The sequence below is a fragment of the Marinococcus luteus genome (genome assembly GCF_900106595.1).
GTDB classification, from domain to species: Bacteria; Bacillota; Bacilli; order Bacillales; family Marinococcaceae; genus Marinococcus; species Marinococcus luteus.
The window spans coordinates 193,003-210,134 of sequence record NZ_FNNC01000001.1 but is presented as its reverse complement, the minus strand read 5'-3'; the positions used below and the strand labels follow the sequence as shown (position 1 = coordinate 210,134).

At 50.4% G+C, this 17,132-nt stretch carries 17 protein-coding genes; all 17 read right to left on the bottom strand.

Annotation, left to right across the window (positions count from 1 at the left end; genetic code table 11):
- Positions 1-17: 17 nt before the first annotated feature.
- On the bottom strand, positions 18-818 hold the full coding sequence (locus BLV22_RS01060; protein WP_091610315.1) for a phosphatidate cytidylyltransferase: 801 nt from the start codon (positions 816-818) through the stop codon (positions 18-20).
- Positions 819-839: 21 nt separating this feature from the next.
- The gene (locus tag BLV22_RS01055; RefSeq protein WP_091612218.1) at positions 840-1,601 is read right to left on the bottom strand and encodes an undecaprenyl pyrophosphate synthase; all 762 of its coding nucleotides are present in this window, start codon (positions 1,599-1,601) and stop codon (positions 840-842) included.
- Between the two features lie 227 nt (positions 1,602-1,828).
- Positions 1,829-2,383, bottom strand: coding sequence for a ribosome recycling factor (frr, locus tag BLV22_RS01050; protein ID WP_091610313.1), 555 nt, complete (start codon positions 2,381-2,383; stop codon positions 1,829-1,831).
- Positions 2,373-3,107 carry a UMP kinase gene (gene pyrH, locus BLV22_RS01045; protein WP_091610312.1) on the bottom strand — a complete coding sequence of 245 codons (735 nt, stop codon included), beginning with the start codon at positions 3,105-3,107 and terminating at the stop codon, positions 2,373-2,375. Before pyrH ends, frr begins: the two co-directional genes overlap by 11 nt.
- Before the next feature lie 123 nt (positions 3,108-3,230).
- Positions 3,231-4,112: a translation elongation factor Ts gene (gene tsf / locus BLV22_RS01040; protein WP_091610310.1), complete on the bottom strand. Its 882-nt coding sequence runs from the start codon at positions 4,110-4,112 to the stop codon at positions 3,231-3,233.
- Between the two features lie 132 nt (positions 4,113-4,244).
- A complete protein-coding gene (gene rpsB / locus BLV22_RS01035; RefSeq protein ID WP_091610308.1) occupies positions 4,245-5,033 on the bottom strand; it encodes a 30S ribosomal protein S2 in 789 nt (262 codons plus the stop codon).
- A gap of 155 nt (positions 5,034-5,188) precedes the next feature.
- Entirely contained in the window at positions 5,189-5,305 is a 117-nt protein-coding gene (locus BLV22_RS15275; RefSeq protein WP_425433771.1) for a DUF6115 domain-containing protein, read from the bottom strand.
- A 170-nt stretch (positions 5,306-5,475) separates the two neighbouring features.
- Positions 5,476-6,258: a GTP-sensing pleiotropic transcriptional regulator CodY gene (gene codY, locus BLV22_RS01030; RefSeq protein WP_091610307.1), complete on the bottom strand. Its 783-nt coding sequence runs from the start codon at positions 6,256-6,258 to the stop codon at positions 5,476-5,478.
- Between the two features lie 23 nt (positions 6,259-6,281).
- Complete coding sequence (hslU, locus tag BLV22_RS01025; protein WP_091610305.1) at positions 6,282-7,694, bottom strand: ATP-dependent protease ATPase subunit HslU; 1,413 nt, start codon at positions 7,692-7,694, stop codon at positions 6,282-6,284.
- A gap of 27 nt (positions 7,695-7,721) precedes the next feature.
- On the bottom strand, positions 7,722-8,270 hold the full coding sequence (gene hslV / locus BLV22_RS01020; protein ID WP_091610303.1) for an ATP-dependent protease subunit HslV: 549 nt from the start codon (positions 8,268-8,270) through the stop codon (positions 7,722-7,724).
- Between the two features lie 3 nt (positions 8,271-8,273).
- Entirely contained in the window at positions 8,274-9,191 is a 918-nt protein-coding gene (gene xerC / locus BLV22_RS01015) for a tyrosine recombinase XerC (protein ID WP_091610301.1), read from the bottom strand.
- 104 nt (positions 9,192-9,295) lie between these two features.
- Positions 9,296-10,609, bottom strand: a complete 1,314-nt coding sequence (trmFO, locus tag BLV22_RS01010) for an FADH(2)-oxidizing methylenetetrahydrofolate--tRNA-(uracil(54)-C(5))-methyltransferase TrmFO (RefSeq protein WP_091610300.1) — start codon at positions 10,607-10,609, stop codon at positions 9,296-9,298.
- Positions 10,610-10,691: 82 nt separating this feature from the next.
- Positions 10,692-12,767 carry a type I DNA topoisomerase gene (gene topA / locus BLV22_RS01005; protein ID WP_091610298.1) on the bottom strand — a complete coding sequence of 692 codons (2,076 nt, stop codon included), beginning with the start codon at positions 12,765-12,767 and terminating at the stop codon, positions 10,692-10,694.
- A gap of 192 nt (positions 12,768-12,959) precedes the next feature.
- The gene (gene dprA / locus BLV22_RS01000) at positions 12,960-13,835 is read right to left on the bottom strand and encodes a DNA-processing protein DprA (RefSeq protein WP_091610296.1); all 876 of its coding nucleotides are present in this window, start codon (positions 13,833-13,835) and stop codon (positions 12,960-12,962) included.
- Positions 13,836-13,937: 102 nt separating this feature from the next.
- A complete protein-coding gene (gene sucD / locus BLV22_RS00995) occupies positions 13,938-14,852 on the bottom strand; it encodes a succinate--CoA ligase subunit alpha (protein ID WP_091610295.1) in 915 nt (304 codons plus the stop codon).
- A gap of 21 nt (positions 14,853-14,873) precedes the next feature.
- Complete coding sequence (gene sucC, locus BLV22_RS00990; protein ID WP_091610293.1) at positions 14,874-16,034, bottom strand: ADP-forming succinate--CoA ligase subunit beta; 1,161 nt, start codon at positions 16,032-16,034, stop codon at positions 14,874-14,876.
- Positions 16,035-16,347: 313 nt separating this feature from the next.
- On the bottom strand, positions 16,348-17,130 hold the full coding sequence (locus tag BLV22_RS00985; protein ID WP_425433770.1) for a ribonuclease HII: 783 nt from the start codon (positions 17,128-17,130) through the stop codon (positions 16,348-16,350).
- Positions 17,131-17,132 lie beyond the last annotated feature (2 nt).

Genomic DNA, 17,132 nt, shown 5'->3' with positions numbered 1-17,132 from the left:
AACCTGCATCTGAGGTATTAACCAAAAAAATAGAAAAAATGAAGCAGGGGCATAACGAAAATCAAGCTGTCGAACCGGTCCAAAATACCGCCGTGACCGGGAAGGATATTCCCGGAATCCTTCACAGCGTAGTGCCGTTTCAGCGCCGATTCCACCAGATCCCCGAGCTGGCCGAAGATGGATGTCACGACGATAAAAGCACTCATTATCAGGTAGGAATTAAATACCGGATAGACCGCCTCAAAGATGAAGCCGACAATAAATGCCGCAACAAGTCCCCCGACAAATCCTTCGATGGTTTTTTTCGGGCTGATCTCCGGCCACGGCCGGTGGCGCCCGAAATTCTTCCCGATGAAATATGCCCCGGAATCGGTTGCCCAGATTAAAAATAAAATCAAAATGACAACGGCAAGGCCGATGTCCGGCAGCTGGCGGATCATAATCAAACTGTGAAACCCGTACCCTATGTACACAGAGGATAAAATGACGAACCCTGCTTCATCAAAGGTGAAGGAATTTTTAGTAACTACTGTTAATGCAAGCAGGCCCAGAATCATCGTTAAAAAAATCTCTGTTTTCGTTATATGCTGCAAAAACGGAAAGTCCATCCATTCTGTGGGCACGAGCAGTATCCACATAAAGCCCATGCTGATTAAACCCCGGAAGGACAGCAGCGGGATCCGTTTCATACGCATTATTTCAAACATGGCGACAGAAGCAAGCAAAGCGATCAAAAGAGTAAACCATTCGCGGCCCACAAATACAATCGCCAAGACGAGTACTGCTCCGATAAGACCGGTAATCGCCCGCAATCCCATACAAGACCTCCCCTTCAGTCGTTAAACGCCCCCGTACCTGCGTTTTCTCTGCTGATATTCTATGACAGCCTCTGCCAGGCCATCTTCGTTAAAATCCGGCCAGAGTGTTTCGGTAAACCAAAATTCCGCATAAGCTAACTGCCACAGCATAAAATTACTCAGCCGGATTTCGCCGCTCGTGCGAATAAGCAGGTCGGGGTCCGGGATCTGGTTCGTGTACAGCCGGCTGGTGATTAACTCTTCATCGATGGCCTCTGCCTTCATCCGCCCCTCTTCCACGTCCCGGGCGAGCTCCTGCACGACATGGACAAGCTCATGCCGGCCGCCGTAGTTAAGGGCAAAGTTTAGCACGATGCCGGTGTTTTCAGCTGTGGCATCCACAGCCTCCTGCACGGCCTGCAGCGTATGGTCCGGCAATTTATCCGCATCACCCATCATCCGCACCTGGACGTTGTTTTTCATTAATTTCGGCAGTTCCTTGGCCAAAAACCGCTCCGGCAGCTGCATAAGAAAATTCACTTCTGATTTCGGCCGCTTCCAGTTTTCGGTGGAAAAAGCGTAGAGCGTTAAATACTTTATACCGAGCTCGTGCGCTTTTTCCACTACCTTCGTGATCGCCTTCATACCTTCGCGGTGGCCGGCTACACGGGGCAGGCCTCTTTTTTTTGCCCAACGGCCGTTGCCATCCATAATAATAGCCACATGGGCAGGCGTATTCACCTTCACTGCCGTGGCGTTCGCCTCCGCCCATGGATTTATTTGATTAAATAGTCGATCGTTCATAACGAGGGCACCAGCCTTTTCCCCTTTGTATAATTTATATGGCGCGTGTTCAATCAATTCCATATAAAAACCGTTCCTGCCTCAGCATTGTTGAAGAACGGAAAGCAGTATATCTGTTTATGTTTTCTTCCCGGCAGCACAAATGACTCCTGCCGGTTTTGTTCTTACAAAAAAACCCTCTTGAGTGCAGAGGGTTCCAGTCTGTTCCTATTGTAACTCGATTCGCATCAAACTTCCATAACTTCTTTTTCTTTTTGTTCCGCTGCCTGATCCACCTGGGCGATGTATTTGTCAGTTGCTTTTTGCACCTGCTCCTGCTCGCGCTTCAAATCATCTTCGGTGATTTCATTACTTTTTTCATCTTTTTTCAGCGTATCATTGGCGTCGCGGCGGATGTTGCGGATAGCCACCCGTGCCTCTTCCGCGTACTTGTTAATCAGTTTGGTCATTTCCTTGCGGCGGTCTTCCGTCATCGCCGGAATCGGAATGCGGATTATTTCGCCGTCGTTACTCGGATTCAGGCCGAGTTCCGCCTTCTGGATTCCTTTTTCCACGTCCTTGATGGAGCTTTTGTCAAACGGCGTCACAACCAGCAGGCGTCCTTCCGGCACTGTAATCGTGGCAAGCTGCTGAAGCGGCACCTCGGCACCGTAGTAGTCAACTACCACCCGGTCGAGCATGGAAGCGTTTGCCCTTCCTGTCCGCAGCGTGGCAAGCTCCCGGCTTAAAGAGTCCACTGATTTTTTCATCTTTTCTTCTGTTGCTTTTATATCATGAGCCATCGTTGTTCCTCCTTATGATTGTTCCAATGTCTTCTCCCATTACTGCTTTCTTGATGTTTCCTTCTTCCATAATCGAAAATACGAGAAGCGGGATGTTGTTGTCCATACAAAGTGTTGACGCCGTCGAATCCATCACTTTCAGGTCATGATTTAAAATGTCCAGGTAAGTGAGCGACTGATACTTTTTAGCGTCCGCATTTGCGGATGGATCTGAGTCATATACCCCGTCCACTTTGTTTTTAGCCATCAAAATGATGTCAGCTTCGATTTCTGCCGCACGCAGCGCCGCCGTCGTATCGGTCGAAAAGTACGGATTGCCGGTCCCTGCCGCAAAAATGACTACACGCTTTTTCTCTAAATGACGGATGGCCTTCCGGCGGATATACGGCTCGGCTACCTGTCTCATTTCTATGGACGTCTGCACTCTGGTAGGAATCTCGATGTCTTCGAGGCTGTCCTGGAGCGCAAGCGAATTCATGACCGTGGCGAGCATGCCCATATAGTCAGCAGTGGCCCGATCCATGCCTTTCGAGCTTCCGGCCATGCCTCTCCATATGTTTCCGCCGCCGACGACAATCACTACCTCTGTTCCCAATTCTACTATCTCACCGATTTGAGAAGCAATAGACTGAATGACTTCCGGATCAATACCGTAGCCCTGCTGTCCTGCTAATGCCTCTCCGCTCAACTTCAACACAACGCGATTGTATCTCTCCATCGTCATGAACCCCGCCTTTATATTATGTATCGCAGAAGCACTGCGGCTTCTGCCCTGATTCTGCTTTCAGAAAAAAGGAGAGCCTACGGACCCTAGAGGATTCGATATGGACTCTCCCATACTGCCGATTTATTTCTTCACTTGGTTCATTACTTCATCTGCAAAGTTTTCGTCGCGTTTTTCCATGCCTTCGCCTACTTCATAGCGGGCAAATGTACGCACGGTAGCGCCTTTGCTTTTCAGGTAGTCGCCTACTTTTTGCTCAGTATCTTTTACAAATTCCTGATCGAGCAGGCAGATTTGTTCAAAGTACTTGCCAATACGGCCTTCCACCATTTTTTCAACAATGTTTTCCGGCTTGCCTTCGTTCAGCGCCTGCTGCTTCAACAGTTCACGCTCGCTGTCCGCTTCTTCCTTCGGAACGTCTTCGCGGGAAACGTATTTCGGGCTGATAGCCGCTACGTGCATCGCAACGTCTTTGGCGAGATCGCTGTCTTCCGTGTTTTCAAGAACCGTCAGCACGCCGATGCGTCCGCCCATGTGAAGATAAGCGCCGAATGCGTCACCGTCGTTTTTCTCTGCAAGCAGAAAACGGCGCAGGGAAATTTTCTCCCCGATGCGGGCAATCTGGTCGTTGATGTAACGATCAAGCGTTACTCCGCTTTCGATTTCACCGGCAAGTGCTGCGTCAACGTCAGCCGGCTGTTCTTTCAACAGGTACGTGGAAACATCTGCAACGAGCTGCTTAAACAATTCGTTTTTCGCGACGAAGTCTGTTTCTGCGTTCACTTCCACGATCACTGCTTTGTTTCCTTCGTACGTTGCGTACGTAAGGCCTTCCGCTGCTACACGGTCAGATTTTTTTGCTGCTTTGGAGATGCCTTTTTCCCGCAGGTAGTTGACCGCTTCTTCCATGTCGCCGTCTGTTTCGTTGAGTGCTTTTTTGCAGTCCATCATACCTGCACCTGTTTTTTCACGCAGTTCTTTTACCATGCTTGCTGTTACAGCCATTTAAATTCCTCCTTCGATTTTTCCATGCACAAACGCTTGAGCGCTATTTTTCAAGAAAAAGGGTGATAAAGGGTTTTTCCCTTTTACCACCCTTCGCGTCAGGCCTGGGCCCGTTATATTTATGCAGAGAGCTTACTGGTTTGAAACGCTCTCTTCTTCTGTGTTTCCTTCTTCTTCCGCTGCGGCTGCTTCCTGTTCTTTTTCCTGGGCAGCTGCCTGCTCGCGGGCTTTTTCTTCTGCACCCTGAGTAGCTTCGATGACGGCATCGGCCATTTTTCCTGTAAGGAGACGAACGGCACGGATAGCGTCGTCGTTACCCGGGATGAGCTTGTCGATCTCGTCCGGATCACAGTTAGTGTCCACGATCGAGATGATCGGAATGTTCAATTTGTGAGCTTCTGCCACCGCGATGCGCTCTTTGCGCGGATCGATAATAAACAGGGCATCCGGCAGCTTGTTCATATCTTTAATGCCGCCAAGTACTTTTTCGAGACGGTCTTTTTCTTTGTTTAACAGCATAACTTCTTTTTTCGGAAGAATGTCAAAGGTACCGTCTTCTTCCATTTTTTCAAGGTCTTTCAAGCGGGCAATCCGTTTACGGATCGTTGCGAAGTTCGTTAACGTACCGCCTAACCAACGCTGGTTAATGTAGTACATGTTCGAACGGATCGCTTCATCGCGAACAGAGTCCTGCGCCTGTTTTTTCGTTCCGACGAAAAGGATTTTGCCTCCGTCTTCTGCAATGCTGCGTACGTATTTGTACGCTTCTTCTACTTTACGTACCGTTTTTTGAAGGTCAATGATATAAATACCATTACGCTCCGTGAAAATATAACGGCTCATTTTAGGGTTCCAGCGACGAGTCTGGTGACCGAAGTGCACCCCTGCTTCAAGCAACTGTTTCATAGAAATAACAGCCATAAAATAATTCCTCCTTAGGTTTTTTCCACCGCAAGCGTCATGTCTGTACAAAACTTTCCAAGCGGAAAGCACCTCTGTACAAATCAGCTGTTGCGTGTGTTTTTAACACCAACACGTAATATACCATACGTATCCGCAGGACGCAATGTTAAAGCTTACTTTTCCTGCATCTGCAAAACCAGATGCACCTCCCGCTGGCCGATCGACAGCGTCTTCGCGATATCCTTTTCCTTCCATCCGTCTTTGTATAACATTATAACACGGTTCATCATCGATTCCTTCGGCGCCGCTTCGGCACAGCTGTAAAGGACATTGGAATCTGCGTGTATTTTTATACTCTACCCCAACAAATATTATAGAATCAAAAAGAAGCCGGAAAATATCATCCAGCTTCTGCTTAAAAGAGTGGTCATTCGGTGTTTTGGACAGACCCCTAAAACCGTTAATCGTTATTTTTAATTTTCTCCAGTTCGTACAAAAACTTATTGTTTAATACTTTAATGTACGTTCCTTTCATGCCGAGGGATCTCGATTCGATGACGCCGGCGCTTTCAAGCTTGCGCAGGGCGTTGACGATCACGGAACGGGTGATGCCGACACGGTCGGCAATTTTACTCGCTACAAGCAGTCCTTCCTTGCCGTCGAGCTCTTCGAAAATATGCTCTACCGCTTCGAGTTCGCTGTAGGAAAGGGAACTGATGGCCATCTGGACAACCGCTTTGCTTCTCGCTTCCTCTTCGATCTCCTGCGTTTTTTCATGAAGGATTTCCATACCGACAACAGTCGCCCCGTATTCGGCAAGGATCAGATCATCATCATCGAACGTTTCGCTTAACCGTGCCAGTACGAGCGTGCCAAGACGCTGGCCGCCCCCCACGATCGGTACAATCGTTGTGAGGCCGGACGCAAATAATTCGGCGCTTTCCTGCGGAAATGCCGTGTACTCGCTCTGCACATCCAAATTCGGCGAGGTTTCATTGATGCCGAACAGGCCGGAGGTGTATTCCTGCGGGAACTGACGCTCCTCTAAAATCCGCTGCATTTTTTCGTGCTCGATTTCCTGCTCGATCGAGTAGCCGAGCAGCTTCCCGCGGCGGCTGACCACAAACACATTGGCTCCGATAATTTCCTGGAGGGTTTCGGCCATGTCTTTAAAATTGACGTGGTCTCCCTGTGTTTTCTGTAACATTTCATTAATTCTTCTGCTTCTCGTTAACAAATCCATGCTGATTCTCCTCCTGATTTATGCTACAAAATATAACGGCTGACGTCCCGGTCCCTGGCGATCGTTGCCAGTTTATCATTGACGTACTCCGGCGTAATGGTGATAGCGTCCATAGTAATTTCTGGAGCCTCGAAGGACAGATCTTCGAGCAGTCTTTCAAGCAGCGTGTGCAGCCGTCGTGCGCCGATGTTTTCTGTCTGCTGATTGACCGCTTCCGCTAATTCCGCAATAGTATCGACAGCTTCGTCTGTAAATGTCACTTCAATACCTTCGGTGCGGATGAGTGCCTGGTACTGCTTGGTAAGCGCCTGATCCGGCTCCCGCAGAATCCGGGCAAAATCTGCTGCTCCTAAGTTATCTAATTCGACACGCACCGGAAATCTTCCTTGCAGCTCAGGAATTAAATCGGAAGGCTTGGCCGTATGAAAAGCACCGGCGGCGATAAACAGCATATGGTCGGTGCGTACAGGACCATACTTGGTATTGACTGTGGAGCCCTCCACAATCGGCAGAATGTCCCGCTGTACGCCTTCGCGCGACACGTCCGCACTGCTGCTTTCCTTTTTACCGGTCACTTTATCAATCTCGTCCAGAAACACAATTCCCAACTGCTCCGCGCGGTAAACAGCTTCTGTGCTCACTTCGTCCATATCAATCATTTTCTGGGCTTCCTGTTCGGTCAGCACCTTGCGTGCTTCGCGCACAGGGAGCGTGCGGCTGCTCGATTTCTTTGGCATCATGTTCCCGAGCATCTCCTGCATGTTCATGCCCATCTGTTCCATGCCGCCGCCCTGAAACATGTCTCCCATCGAGCCGGACTGCTGCTCGACCTCAATGGTTACTTTGCGGTCTTCAAGCTCGCCCATTTCCAGCTGCTTCTGCAGCTGACGGCGCTGCTCGCGCAGATCACTGTTGTCCGGGGCGTCTGTCTCTTCTTCTTCATCGTTGTCATCATTCTGCTGAAAAAGCATTCCGAACGGGTTGCCGGTGTTGTTGTCCGCCTGACGATTTTTGCGTTTTCTCGGAGCGAGCAGCCGGACGATTTTTTTATTCGCAGCTTTTTCCGCCTTCTCCTGCACGGAGGCTGTTTTTTCTTCCTTTACAATACGTACGGCGACCTCCACCAGATCCCGGATCATCGATTCCACGTCGCGGCCGACATAGCCGACTTCCGTAAATTTTGTGGCTTCCACCTTCGAAAACGGGGCGCCGACAAGCTTCGCAATCCGGCGGGCAATTTCCGTTTTACCTACGCCCGTCGGTCCGATCATCAGAATATTTTTCGGGGTTACTTCCTCCTGAAGCTGTTCAGGCAGTTTGCTTCTGCGGTACCGGTTGCGAAGAGCTACCGCCACAGACCGTTTCGCTTCATTCTGGCCGATAATATATTGATCGAGCCGTTCTACAATCTGTTTGGGTGTCATCGAAATTTCCATTAATAAGCCCCCTTAGCGGACTATGTTTTAAGATTCCAAATCTTCAACAATGATTTCATGGTTGGTGAAAACACATATATCTGCTGCTGTCTCAAGCGAAGCTTCGGCCATTTCCCGGGCGGTCAGATGCGTGGCATGCTTTTTAAGCGCCCGTCCGGCGCTGAGCGCAAAATTCCCTCCGGAGCCGATGGCAAGCATGTTGTCATCAGGCTCGATCACTTCTCCCGTGCCAGCCACCAAAAGCATGGTGGATTTGTCCATGACAATGAGCATTGCTTCAAGACGCCGCAGCGTTTTATCGCTGCGCCAGTCCTTTGCAAGCTCGACGGCAGCCCGCTGCAGATTGCCGCTCCACTGCTCGAGTTTTTCTTCAAACAAGTCAAACAGGGTAAACGCGTCAGCTACCGACCCGGCAAAGCCGGCGAGAACTTTCCCGTTGTACAGCCGTCTCACTTTTCGTGCGGTATGCTTCATGACCACCTGCTGACCGAGCGTCACCTGGCCGTCGCCGGCCATCGCTCCTTTGCCGTCGTGATGGACAGCGTATATCGTTGTGGCGTGAAAGGATGGTTCCATGTGTTATTCACGCTTCCTTTCTGCTCTTGGATGCGATTGTCGGTACACATCCTGAAGCCGTTCTTTAGTTACGTGGGTGTAGATCTGGGTTGTTGATAAATTGGCATGGCCGAGCAGGTCCTGCACGACCCGGAGGTCCGCCCCGTGATTGAGCAGATGTGTCGCAAATGTATGCCTCAGATCATGAGGGGAAATACGGAGCGTGCTTGAGACCTTTTTCACCCGTTCGTTGAGGACATGGCGGAACCCGCGGTCGGTCAGCGGGCCGCCCCGGGCGTTTAAAAACAGCTGGCCGGTCGGCACTTTGCTTTTGGCTGAAAGCTCCGGCCGCACGTTCGATTTGTACAGCTCAACAGCTTCCTGGGCAAAGCTTCCTACCGGCACATACCTCTCCTTCCGGCCTTTTCCCTTCACGAGAATGGTGCCAAGATAATCGTCGAGGTCATCAGCCTGCAGCTGCTGGCATTCACTGATGCGCATGCCTGTCGCATAAAGCAGCTCCATAATGGCTTTATCCCTGATATCAAGCGGCTTGCTCATATCAAACGAAGCAAACAGCGATTCAATTTCTTCTTCATATAAAAAATGGGGGAGCGGCCGCTCTTTTTTGGGGTGGCTCGCACCAATGAACGGATTTTGTTCAATATATTCCTCGCGCTGCAGATAGCGGAAATACGCACGCAGCGCGGAGATTTTCCGTGCTACTGTCGCCCTTGCATACGAGCGGTCGTACATGCTGCTGTAGTAGAGGCGGACGAGCGTTGGATCAACCTCCTCCACGTGCTTCCAGCCCTCCTGCTGCATAAACGCTTCAAATTCAATCAAGTCCTGTTCGTAAGCTGTTTTCGTATAGGAGGAAATGTTTTTTTCGAGTTCCAGATAGCGGAAAAATTCTTCCCTCCAGGTTAATAACGGGTTCATCAGCTTTTTGCTCCTTTGCGCTTTCAGCTTCCTTCTGCGGGACTGTTACCGCCTTATGAAGACAAAAGCTAGTAAATCGTATCATAAACCCTGCAGCCTAGCAATCATATTTGTACTTTTTTCTTAAAATTCTGAATGGAAGCCAAAGCCCGTTCTGCGTAGTATTCATTGCGCTCCCGCTTGTTTTTGATTTTTTGCTCCGGGGCCGGCAACAGGCCGAAGTTGGCGTTCATCGGCTGAAAGTTTTTGGCTCCGGCCGTCGTAATATAGTGACTCATGGCCCCGATCACCGTTTCTTTCGGGAAGGTGTCCGTTTCTTCCTGTAAATATTGTTTAGCCGCGTTCCATCCGGCGACCAGTCCGGAAGCAGCTGATTCCACGTATCCTTCCACACCGGTAATCTGTCCGGCGAAGAACAAATCACTGCGGCTCTTCGTCTGGTAGGTCGGGTTCAGGAAGTTCGGGGAATTTAAAAACGTGTTCCGGTGCATCACGCCGTAGCGGACGATGTCGGCATTTTCGAGTCCCGGGATCAAACGGATCACTTCTTTCTGCGGCCCCCATTTAAGGTGAGTCTGGAAGCCGACAATGTTGAAAAGCGTCCCTTCCTGGTTGTCCTGGCGCAGCTGCACGACGGCGTGCGGAATCTCCCCTGTTTCCGGATGCTCCAGCCCGACCGGCTTCATCGGGCCGAACAGCAGGGTCTTTTTGCCTCTGCGGGCAATTTCTTCGACCGGCATGCACCCTTCAAAAAAGATGTTTTTCTCAAATTCACGCAGCGGCACGACTTCTGCTTCCACCAGCGCGTCGTAAAAACGGTCAAATTCCTCTTCGGTCATCGGGCAGTTGATGTACGCGGCTTCCCCTTTATCGTACCGGGATTTCACATACGCTTTATCCATATCGATGCTGTCTGTTTCCACAATCGGCGCGGCTGCGTCATAAAAGTACAAATGCTCTTCGCCGGTCAGTTTAAAAATATCCTCAGAGAGCGACTCGGCGGTCAGAGGACCCGTGGCAATAATCGCCGGTTCATCCGGTATGTGGGTCACTTCTTCCGATACGACTTCCACGAGCGGGTGGTTTTTTACTTTTTCCGTGACCTTCGCGGCAAATTCATGCCGGTCGACAGCAAGGGCGCCGCCTGCCGGCACCGAGGCCGCGTCCGCTGCCTCGATAATCACGCTGTCGAGGTGTCTCATTTCTTCCTTTAATACGCCGACGGCATTTGTAAGGTTGTTGGCCCGCAGGGAATTGCTGCAGACGAGCTCCGCAAATTTATCGGTATGGTGGGCGGCCGTCTGTTTGTTCGGACGCATCTCGTGAAGCATGACCGGCACGCCCTGTTTGGCAAGCTGCCATGCCGCTTCGCTTCCGGCGAGTCCTGCACCGACGATATGAACAGGTGTACTTTTCATGATAAAAACTCCTTTCCCTTTTGAAAGCGCAGGCAACTATTCCTTTCGGAAGCAGTCAGACCTGCGCTGTAACCAGTCATTTTTAATTTGGTTCTTCCTTATAATCACATTCAGAGCATTGGACGTGGACGCCTTTTTTCGTCTTTTTCTCCACGAGCATATTTTCGCATTTCGGACACGGGCGGGCAATCGGCTTATCCCAGGAAACAAATTCACAGTCCGGGTACCGGTCGCAGCCGTAAAAGATCCGCTTTTTCTTACTTCGGCGTTCAACGACATTTCCCTCTTTACATTTCGGGCATTTTACGCCGATATCTTTGACAATCGCTTTCGTATTACGGCATTCCGGGAAATTGGAGCAGGCCATAAACTTTCCGTAACGGCCCATTTTGTAAACCATAGGATGGCCGCACTGCTCACAGTCTTCGCCTGCCGGCTCATCTTTGATTTCGACTTCTTCCATTTCTTCCTCGGCTTTTTTCAGCCTTGGCTCAAATCCCTGGTAAAATTCGTCGATAATCTCAATCCAATTTTGTTTTCCCTCTTCAATATAGTCAAGATCGTTTTCCATCTTTGCGGTAAATTCCACATCGAGAATCTCCGGGAAGAATTCCACGACCAGATCCATGACGATTTCGCCGAGCTCGGTCGGCACGAAACGCTTTTCTTCAAGCGCTACGTAGTTCCGGCGCTGCACTGTATCGAGCGTCGGGGCATACGTTGACGGCCGGCCGATGCCCATCTCTTCCATTGTCCGAACGAGCCGGGCTTCTGTGTAACGTGGCGGCGGCTGGGTAAAATGCTGATTTTCTTCCATATCCGTCCGGGTGACCATCTGGCCCTCCTGCAGGTCCGGAAGCATTTTATCCTCTTCTTTTTTCCCGTCATCCTGGCCTTCCACGTACACCTTCATAAAGCCGGGAAATTTCACTTTGGAGCCGGTGGCCCGGAACAGCACGCCTTCATTATCAAGGTCCACCGACATTGTATCCATCACGGCCGGGGCCATCTCGCTCGCCACCAGACGTTCCCAGATGAGCTTGTACAGCCGGTACTGGTCTCTTGAAAGCGAGCTTTTTACCTGTTTTGGTTCATACATAATCGACGTCGGCCGGATCGCCTCGTGGGCGTCCTGGCTGTTGCTGTTTTTAGAATTTTTGCGTTCTCCATGGCGGATGTATTCTTCGCCGTACTTCTCCGTAATAAACGTCCGGGCTTCCTCTTTGGCGGTTTGAGAAACCCTGGTGGAGTCTGTCCGCATGTAGGTGATCAAACCGACAGTGCCGGCCGGTTTGCCTAAATCAATACCCTCATACAGCTGCTGGGCGACCATCATCGTCTTCTTCGCCCGGAAATTCAGCTTTCTTGCTGCCTCCTGCTGCAGGGACGAGGTGGTGAACGGCTGAACCGGGTTACGTTTACGTTCTTTTCTCGTGACCTTTGTTACTTCAAACTGATCGCCTTTCATCTTTTGAAGTACGCCGTCGACGTCTTCCCGGGAGGCAAGCGCCTGCTTTTCTTTCGCGGTGCCGTAAAATTTCGCCTCAAATTCCGCATCCCCGTCCGAAAACGTTCCATTAATACTCCAGTATTCTTCCGGAATAAACGCCTTGATTTCTTTTTCCCGGTCAATGATCATCTTCACGGCAATCGACTGTACCCGTCCGGCACTCAACCCTTTTTTCACTTTCTTCCATAGTAATGGACTGATGTTGTAGCCGACGAGCCGGTCAAGTATCCGGCGGGCCTGCTGGGCATCCACCAGATCCATATTGATGGAACGGGGGTGCTTAAACGCATCCTTTACCGCCGTTTTTGTAATTTCGTTAAAAACGACCCGGCATTCCGAATCTTCATCAATGTTTAGGCTGTGCGCCAGGTGCCAGGCGATAGCTTCACCCTCTCTGTCAGGGTCGGCTGCGAGATATACTTTTTTCGCTTTCTTTGCAGCCGTTTTTAATTCTTTTAAAACTGGACCTTTCCCGCGTATCGTTATATATTTCGGGTCATAATTGTTTTCAGTGTCGACTCCCATCTGGCTTTTCGGCAGGTCTCTTACGTGCCCCATTGAAGCTTTCACTGCATATTTTTTCCCTAAATACTTTTCGATTGTTTTTGCTTTTGCGGGAGACTCCACGATGACTAAATAGTCGGCCATTCCTCTTCTCCCCTTTGTCTCGATGAAATATTACCATTATTAACGTGAATAAATTACGCTGTCAAATAGTGATTCTTTTACGTTCTTATTGGTTCAGTCCCTTTTGTGCCTGAAATCACAATTATTCTTTCACAGTTTACGGAACGTGTCTAGCATAACATACGGAAAATTTAAAATTCCGTTTCAATTCGGTCAATGGTTATGAGACGCTGTCCAACTACCGGCTATGCTTAAATCCTCCGGCTGGAGGACCGGGAGTGCACCGTCATAAATCAGCTGGTTCGTGCCCGCACTCTGCCTGGAAAATACGGGCCCCGGCAGCGCGCAGACCTCCCTGCCCTGTTCAAGCGCAAGCGATGCCGTGATGAGAGATCCGCTGTTCACATCCGCTTCCACCACAAATATTTTATCGGCCAGGCCGCTGATAATACGGTTTCTGGCCGGAAAGTGCCACTTTCTTGGCGGTCTGTCCGGGGGATATTCGCTCAAAAGCAGTCCCGAGGCAGCGATATTTTTTGCCAGAGTGAGGTGTTCCTTTGGATAAATACGGCCAAACCCGGAGCCGAGCACCGCAATAGCCGGGGCTCCCATTTTTAATGCCTGCCGGTGGGCGTGCCCGTCCACGCCCCTCGCCAGGCCGCTGACAATCTGCACCTGCCCGGGAGGAAGAAGCGCTTCCACAGCTGCTTTGCCGTAAGGAGTCATGCTCCGGGAGCCGACTACCGCCAGCCGGGGGCTGTCCTGCAGCAGCTCCGTATTCCCCTTCGTGTAAAGCACCCACGGCGCGTCATAAATTGATTTTAAAGACGATGGATAACGGTCGTCAAAATATGTAATCCATCCGGTGCCCTGCTCGCGGCACCACGCGAGCCGCCGCTGCATGGCAAGCTGGGACAAGTATTCCCGCCAGGCCGTCAGATGGGCGCTGTTTACGGGCAGAAGATGAGGGTGCGTAAAAGGGAGAAGCAATTCGCGGTCGCGGCGTAGCAGCTCTGCTACATGCTTCCATTGAAAATGGGGAAATTCGTGGACAGCCAGAAGTCGTTCATTAAAGGAGAGATTTTGCATGAGGGAGAGTCCTTTCCTGGGGGATGATGGTTGCTGGGGGAAGTACAGGGGAGAAAAAGAAAACCTCCGCCTGCCCGAAAGAGGCAGCGGAGGGCGGTTGGTTTATACTTGTGGTTCGTGGGTGAGGCATTTTTCGTGCAGTCCGCGTTCTTTCAGAACGTTGATCATCGTATCACCGATTTCTGCCGGTGTCGCTGCTACCTGCACGCCGCATTCGTTTAACGTTTTGATTTTTTCCTCTGCGGTACCTTTACCGCCGGAAATAATCGCACCGGCGTGGCCCATCCGTTTTCCTGGAGGGGCTGTCGCACCGCCGATGAAGCCGACTACTGGCTTGGTCATGTTCTGCTTGACCCATTCAGCTGCTTCTTCCTCAGCTGTGCCGCCGATTTCACCGATCATGATCACAGCTTCTGTGTCCGGATCGTCATTAAAGGCCTGCAGCACGTCGGTAAAGCTTGTGCCGTTTACCGGGTCGCCGCCGATACCGACAGCTGTCGACTGGCCGATGCCTGCTTTGGTAAGCTGGTCTACCGCTTCATACGTCAGGGTACCCGAACGGGAAACAACACCTACGTGTCCTTTTTTATGAATATAGCCCGGCATAATGCCGATTTTGCACTCGTCCGGTGTAATAACGCCCGGGCAGTTTGGACCGACAAGGCGGGTGCGCTTGCCTTCCATAAAGCGTTTCACTTTAATCATATCAAGAACCGGAATGCCTTCAGTGATGCAGATGGCAAGATCAAGATCTGCATCCACTGCTTCAATGATCGCGTCCGCTGCAAAAGCAGGCGGAACGTAAATAACCGAAACCGTAGCACCGGTTGCTTCTACCGCATCATCAAGCGTGTTGAAAACCGGCACGCCTTCAACTTCCGTGCCGCCTTTACCCGGCGTCACGCCGCCGACGATTTTCGTACCGTACTCTAGCGCCTGCTGAGTGTGAAAGAGGCCGGTAGATCCTGTAATTCCTTGAACAACTACTTTTGTGTCCTGATTAATATAAATGCTCATAGGTCGATGGTCCCTGCCTTTCTATTGAACTAACGAAACAATTTTTTGCGCACCGTCTGCCATAGAGTCCGCTGCCGTAATATTCAATCCGGATTTTTCCAGAATTTCTTTGCCTTTTTCTACGTTCGTGCCTTCCAAACGTACAACAAGCGGAATCTCTAATCCAGTCTGCTTCGTAGCTTCCACTACCCCGTCAGCGATGATGTCGCACTTCATGATTCCACCGAAGATGTTAACGTAAATGCCTTTAACAGCATCATCTTCAAGGATAATTTTAAATGCTTCCGTTACTTTTTCAGCGGTCGCACCGCCACCGACATCCAGGAAGTTCGCCGGATCGCCGCTGTAGTGCTTAATGATGTCCATCGTAGCCATCGCAAGACCGGCACCATTAACCATGCAGCCGATATTGCCGTCGAGGGCAATGTAGCTCAAGTCATATTTGGAAGCTTCGATTTCCTTTGGATCCTCTTCATCGAGGTCACGGTAATCAAGTATTTCCTTCTGGCGGTAAAGTGCGTTGGAATCGAAATTGAATTTCGCATCAAGTGCCATGACTTTCCCGTCTCCGGTCGTTACAAGCGGGTTAATTTCTGCGATAGAGCAGTCGTTGTCGATAAATACTTTGGACAGGCCAAGCATAAACTTCACTGCTTCTTTCAGAAGGTCTGTCGGTATATTCATGTTAAATGCCATACGACGGGCCTGGTAAGGCTGCATACCGATAGCTGGATCAATGTATTCGCGGAAGATTTTTTCCGGATTTTCTTCAGCTACTTCTTCGATTTCTGTTCCGCCTTCTTCAGAGCCCATCATCACAATGCGGGATGATACACGGTCAAGCACAACACCTAAGTAGTATTCCTTCTTGATGTCGCTTCCCTCTTCGATGTAAAGACGCTTCACTTCTTTACCTTCCGGGCCGGTCTGGTGGGTAACCAGTGTTTTGCCAAGGATTTCGTCAGCATATTTGCGGACGTCATCGAGGTTTTTAGCGAGTTTTACCCCGCCGGCTTTCCCTCTTCCACCTGCGTGGATCTGGGCTTTTACCACTGTTACGTCAGAACCCAGTTCTTTTGCGGCTGCTTCTGCTTCATCTACCGTAAATGCAACTTTTCCATTAGGGACTGCTACCCCGTATTTACGAAGGAGCTCTTTTCCCTGGTACTCATGAATATTCATGCTTTTTCCCCCTCACCGTTACAATACGAATCCTTCTATCGACTGTGTAAGTGATTACAAAATCGAATCTGGGCAGAGCGAAAGCCTCTAAACGGCCTCGCTCTCTCCCACACATCCTTTATCGTATAGAAATTTAGAAAAAAATTCAACATTTCCGTGAAAGTTTCTGCTGCGCGGTTTAGTTTTCATTTTTACCGGCTGTGTTTTTATCCATCCGGTAGATAAAGGCGAAGATTTCTGCCACCACTTCTTGGCCTGTATGGTTTCCGGCATACGTGGATGGCAGCGACAGCTTCATCGATTTTCTCTCCTTTTACGAACGGCGGTACCCGGCTACCGGCTGAAACGAGTACCGGTGGATGGCACACCCGCCGAGACGCTTTAAGCCGTCCAGATGATTCTGGGTGCCGTAGCCCTTGTTGCTGGCAAAATCGTAATCCGGGTAGAGCGTATGATAATACTGCATGTAACGGTCCCGTTCCACCTTTGCCAGAATAGAAGCAGCCGCAATCGATACGCTCCGGCTGTCTCCCTGCACCAGCGACTGCTGTTCAATATGTAATGGAAGGGTCATCGCGTCTACGAGCAGAGCGTCCGGAGCAGGTTCAAGGTCCGCCACCGCTGTCCGCATCGCTTTTTTGGTTGCCTGATATATATTCAGACGGTCGATTTCGTCCGCCTCGATATGAACAACGCTCCAGGCGACCGCCACCTCTTTGATTTTTGTTTCGAGCTCTTCTCGTTTCCTGGCGGAAAGCATTTTGGAGTCATTTACTTCTACCAGACTGATGTCCTTTGGCAGCACAACAGCAGCAGTAGTCACCGGCCCGGCAAGCGGCCCGCGCCCGACTTCATCCACTCCAGCCACCGCCTGGAAACCCCGGCCCCAATAGTCCTGCTCAAACGAAAGCCGGCGGCAGAAGTCTTCGTACTTTTCCTCCTTCTGCTTCTGTCGTTTGGCATACCGCTGCAGTTCCTTCTGGACGCCGGCCCTGGAGTCCTCCTTCCAGGCCTCCAGAAGTGCCGCGTCCGGCTCTTCATGTGTTTGCAAATACTCCTTTACAGCTGTTATCGTCCATTTCTCCAATATTTTCACCT

What these genes read in the sequence shown, in the direction of transcription:
- BLV22_RS01060 (WP_091610315.1), bottom strand. Translation starts at nt 818, where the DNA reads ATGGGATTGCGGGCGATTACCGGTCTTATCGGAGCAGTACTCGTCTTG.
- BLV22_RS01055 (WP_091612218.1), bottom strand. Translation starts at nt 1,601, where the DNA reads ATGAACGATCGACTATTTAATCAAATAAATCCATGGGCGGAGGCGAAC.
- frr (WP_091610313.1), bottom strand. Translation starts at nt 2,383, where the DNA reads ATGGCTCATGATATAAAAGCAACAGAAGAAAAGATGAAAAAATCAGTG.
- pyrH (WP_091610312.1), bottom strand. Translation starts at nt 3,107, where the DNA reads ATGACGATGGAGAGATACAATCGCGTTGTGTTGAAGTTGAGCGGAGAG.
- tsf (WP_091610310.1), bottom strand. Translation starts at nt 4,112, where the DNA reads ATGGCTGTAACAGCAAGCATGGTAAAAGAACTGCGTGAAAAAACAGGT.
- rpsB (WP_091610308.1), bottom strand. Translation starts at nt 5,033, where the DNA reads ATGGCTGTTATTTCTATGAAACAGTTGCTTGAAGCAGGGGTGCACTTC.
- BLV22_RS15275 (WP_425433771.1), bottom strand. Translation starts at nt 5,305, where the DNA reads ATGATGAACCGTGTTATAATGTTATACAAAGACGGATGGAAGGAAAAG.
- codY (WP_091610307.1), bottom strand. Translation starts at nt 6,258, where the DNA reads ATGGATTTGTTAACGAGAAGCAGAAGAATTAATGAAATGTTACAGAAA.
- hslU (WP_091610305.1), bottom strand. Translation starts at nt 7,694, where the DNA reads ATGGAAATTTCGATGACACCCAAACAGATTGTAGAACGGCTCGATCAA.
- hslV (WP_091610303.1), bottom strand. Translation starts at nt 8,270, where the DNA reads ATGGAACCATCCTTTCACGCCACAACGATATACGCTGTCCATCACGAC.
- xerC (WP_091610301.1), bottom strand. Translation starts at nt 9,191, where the DNA reads ATGAACCCGTTATTAACCTGGAGGGAAGAATTTTTCCGCTATCTGGAA.
- trmFO (WP_091610300.1), bottom strand. Translation starts at nt 10,609, where the DNA reads ATGAAAAGTACACCTGTTCATATCGTCGGTGCAGGACTCGCCGGAAGC.
- topA (WP_091610298.1), bottom strand. Translation starts at nt 12,767, where the DNA reads ATGGCCGACTATTTAGTCATCGTGGAGTCTCCCGCAAAAGCAAAAACA.
- dprA (WP_091610296.1), bottom strand. Translation starts at nt 13,835, where the DNA reads ATGCAAAATCTCTCCTTTAATGAACGACTTCTGGCTGTCCACGAATTT.
- sucD (WP_091610295.1), bottom strand. Translation starts at nt 14,852, where the DNA reads ATGAGCATTTATATTAATCAGGACACAAAAGTAGTTGTTCAAGGAATT.
- sucC (WP_091610293.1), bottom strand. Translation starts at nt 16,034, where the DNA reads ATGAATATTCATGAGTACCAGGGAAAAGAGCTCCTTCGTAAATACGGG.